2 protein-coding genes and 1 pseudogene are annotated in these 4,248 nt (G+C 71.4%); 2 read left to right on the forward strand and 1 reads right to left on the reverse strand.

Translation table 11 applies throughout. The annotated features are described in order from the left end of the window. On the forward strand, nucleotides 1–706 hold a 706-nt coding region (locus ACWD3D_RS34005; protein ID WP_451464564.1), incomplete at its 5' end, for a glycosylhydrolase-like jelly roll fold domain-containing protein. A 54-nt stretch (nucleotides 707–760) separates the two neighbouring features. Beyond that, nucleotides 761–4,030 (forward strand): family 78 glycoside hydrolase catalytic domain, encoded by a 3,270-nt coding sequence (locus ACWD3D_RS34010; protein WP_451464565.1) that lies wholly within the window; start codon nucleotides 761–763, stop codon nucleotides 4,028–4,030. Here ACWD3D_RS34010 and ACWD3D_RS34015 read toward each other — a convergent pair. Continuing rightward, nucleotides 3,973–4,248 (reverse strand): annotated as a pseudogene (locus tag ACWD3D_RS34015) (hypothetical protein); the annotation flags it as partial. The gene ACWD3D_RS34010 and the pseudogene ACWD3D_RS34015 overlap by 58 nt on opposite strands.

Below are 4,248 nucleotides of genomic sequence, written 5' to 3' on the forward strand. Positions count from 1 at the left end.
GCCGGCGACCGGCGCCTCGGGCCCCGCCCTGGTGCGCGGCCTGCCCACCGCCGAGGGCGTCCGGGTACGGCTCACCCTCTCCCCCTACGAGACCCTCGCGGTCGTGGTGCGGCGCAGGGCGGAGGCAACGCCCTACCTCACCGAGACCCAGGGTCTGCCGGTCACCGGCATCACCCGGCACGGCGACCGTCTGCGGGTGACCGCGCTGGGCGAGGCCCCCGGCGCGTACCGCCTCACCGCCCGCGACGGCAACCACGTCCGCACCGGCACGGTCCGCGTCACCGAACGGCTCACGCCCCTCGCCCTCGACGGCGACTGGACGCTCACCCTGGCCCAGGACGGAGCCGAACCGGTCACCCGTCCTCTGGCCGACTGGAGCGACATCGCCCGCCTGTACTCGGGCAGCGGCACCTACACCAAGGACGTCACGCTCGACGCCCGCGCCCTCGCCGGGCGGCGCCACGTCCTCGACCTCGGCACGGTGCGCGAGGTCGCGGAGGTCACCGTCAACGGGACCACGCTTCCCCCTGCCTTGTGGTCCCCCTACCTCGTCGACGTGACCGAGGCCCTCAGGCCGGGCGTCAACCATTTCTCGGTACGGGTGTCCAACACCCTGTCCAACGAACGGAACAAGCCCCTGCCCTCCGGCCTGCTCGGCCCGGTGCGGCTGCTCCCGCGCCTGGCACTCACGGTCGAACTGGACTGACACCCGCACCGTACGCCCAGCCCTTCCCCCTCCGACGTACCCGTGGAGTCCCGCATGTCCCGCCCCTCCCGCGCCTTCCGTATGTCCCGCACGTCGAGACGGTCCCTCGTGCTCGCCTCCGCACTGACCGCCCTGGTCACCACTGTTCCCTTCGCGCTGCCCGCCGCGGCCTCTGCGCCGGGGAGCACGATCACCGCCGAGAGGCTGCGCACCCAGCACCTCAGCAGCGCACTCGGCATCGACGACACCACCCCGGACCTGAGCTGGCAGCTCGCCTCCCCCGATCGCGGCACTGTCCAGAAGGCCTACCGCGTCCAGGCCGCCACCAGCCGCGACCGGTTGGTGGCGGGCCGACCGGACCTGTGGGACTCCGGCGAGGTCGGGTCGACCGTCCCGCAGGCCGTCTACGCCGGCCGCGCGCTCGGCTCCCGCACCCGCGTCTACTGGAGAGTCCAGCTCTGGTCGCGCGGCGGCTCACGCCCCGGCGGCTGGAGCAGCCCGGTCGTCTTCGAGACCGGGCTGACCCACGCCGCCGACTGGTCCGCGGACTGGATCACCAACGACGACTGGCGCCTGAGCGAGCACACCGTCGAACCCGTCACCGTCAAGTTGCCCCGGACCACCGCCCGGTACGTCCGGCTCGACGTCACCAAGCTGGGTCTGGCCCTCGCCGAAGACTTCCCCGACACGTCCCACCGGCTCCAGCTCGCCGAGATCGAGGTGCGCGACAGCGACGCCCCCGCCGCCGACCTCGCTCAGGGCGCCACGGTCACCGCCACCGAGTCGGACACCGAACGCAAGGTCTGGGAGCCCAAGCTCGCGACCGACGCCGTCACCAACAGCGCCTGGAGCCAGGCGGCGGGCTACTCCAGCCTGCCGCACACCGACGCCGACGTCTCGGAGGCGCCCGTCACCGTCACCCTCGACCTGAAGGAGCCCAGGACCTTCGACCAGGTGGTGCTGTATCCGCGTGCCGACGTCCTCACCGCGGACGGGCAGGTGCCCGGCTTCCCCGTCGACTACACGCTGTCCACCTCCGACGAGTCCGACGGCTCGTACACGCGGATGGCGCAGGTCACCGGACAGCTGCCGCCCAAGCCGTATCTGCCCGCCGGACTGCCGCTGTTCGCGAAGGACTTCACCCTCCCCGGGAACATCCGGTCGGCCCGCCTCCACATCGCCGGACTCGGCGTGTACGACGCCGGCATCAACGGTGAGCCGGTCGGCGACGCCGTCCTGGAACCCGCCAACACCGACTTCGCCGACCGGGTCCAGTACGCCACCTACGACGTGACGAACCGGCTGCGCCGCGGCGAGAACACGCTGGCGGTCGAGCTGGGCAACGGCATCTCCAACCAGCTCAGCACCGCCGATCGTTACCGCAAGCTGTACGGCAACCGCAGCGACCCCAAGCTGATCGCCCAGCTGGAGGTGACCCTCGCCGACGGCACCGTGCGCCGCATCGTCTCCGGCGACGACTGGCGCACCACCCTCGGCGCCACCACCTCCTCCCACTGGTACGGCGGGGAGGACTACGACGCCCGACGCGAGATCCGCGGCTGGGACGAGCCCGGGGGTGATCGCTCCCGGTGGGACCGGGCGGTCACCCTGGGGGCCGAATCCGCCCCGGCGGCCCTGAGCGCCCGTGAGACGGAACCCGTCCGGGTCGTCGAGACGCTCAAGGGCAAGGAGGTCGACGGAGCCGCCGAGGGCAGCCGGATCTTCGACCTCGGCCGCAACATCGCCGGCTGGCCGGAGATCACCGTGTCGGCCCCCGAAGGCACCGGCGTCCGTGCCTTCCCGGCCGAGAGCCTCAAGAACGGGCACGCCTACCAGTCCATCAGCAACGTCGGTGCCCCCTTGTGGGACGAGTACACCACCGGCGGCGGCAAGCGGTCCGAGACCTGGCATCCCAAGTTCAGCTACCACGGCTTCCGTTACGTCGAGATCAAGGGACTGCCACAAGGCGCCACCGTCTCGGTGAACGGCAAGGTGCTGCGGGCCGACAACGACTCCGCGGGCTCCTTCTCCAGCTCCGACGACCTGATCAACGGCATCCACTCGCTCATCCGGCGCTCGGTCGAGGGCAACATGATGAGCATCCTCACCGACTGCCCCAGCCGTGAGAAGCTCGGCTGGCTGGAGCAGGACCAACTGGTCTTCCCCGCCCTCGCCGGCAACTACGACATGCGCGCCTACCTCCGCAAGATCGTGGCTGACATGGCCGACGCGCAGACCCCCGAGGGCCTGATCCCCTCCACCGTCCCCGACTACGTCGAACTCGCGGGCTCCTACCGCAACGACTCCAACTGGGGCGGGGCGTTCGTCCTCGTGCCCTGGCAGCTCTACACCACCTACGGCGACCAGGAGACGATGCGCGCGTACTACCCGCAGATGAAGAAGTACGTGACGTTCCTGGAGCAGAAGGTCTCCGGCGGCCTCCTCGACTACTCCCTCGGCGACTGGTTCACCCCGGACACCGGCTTCCCCAAGACGGTCTCGGGGACGTACGGCTACTGGCACGTCGTCGACACCCTGGCCGACATGGCGGCGGTGCTGGGCGAGGACGAGGACGCGGCCGTCTACCGCGCCAAGGCCGACGCGAGCGTCAAGGCGCTGTCGGACAAGTACTACGACCAGGAGAGCGGCACCTTCGGCGGCGGCGGCCAGGGCGCGGAGGCACTCGCCCTGGACATGGGCGCGTACCCGGAAGGTGAACGCGAGCGTCTCCTGGGCCACTTCACCTCGTCCGTCGAGACGGCCGACTACCACCTGCTGCTCGGCGAGATCTCCCTGCCGGCCGCGTTCCGCGTCCTGTCCGGTGCGGGGCGCGACGACATCGTCCACCGGATCGTCACGCAGACAACCAGCCCCAGCTACGGCTACCAGGTGCTGGCGGGCAACACCGCGCTCGGCGAGTCCTGGGACGGCGGCTCGGGCCAGTCGCAGAACCACTTCATGCTCGGCGCGGTCGACTCCTGGTTCACCACCCGCCTGGCGGGACTCGACCAGGCACCGGGATCGGTCGGCTACCGCACCCTGCGGATCGCCCCGGCCGTCGTGGGTGACGTGACCTCGGCCCGCGCCACCTACACCACGCCGTACGGCGAGGCGTCCAGCCAGTGGCAGCGCCACGACGACAGGTTCTCCCTCACCGCCCACGTCCCCGTCGGCACCACGGCGACCGTCGAGGTCCCGTCCACCTCCGGCCGGGTCACCGCCCCCGACGGCGCCCGACTCGTCAGCCACCGGGGCGGCGTGGAAATCTACACGGTGGGGTCGGGCACCTGGACCTTCACGTCGGCCATCGCACCCGCCGGATGACCGGTGTGCGCGCTGTTCGACGGGGCGCCGGTGGACAAGTCGCCCACCGGCGGGCCCCGGGTCTCCGCTACGGAGCCGCTGCCACCAGGGCGGCGGAGGCCGGCAGCGCCGCGGCGGCCTGGGTCGGCCCGCATGTAGTCGTCGCTGAGCTCTTCGAAGATGTGCAGTGCCGTCCGGTAGCCGGCGACGGCGGCATCGAGATCGCCCATGCGCTGCTG

The organism is Streptomyces sp. NPDC002690, assembly GCF_053592415.1.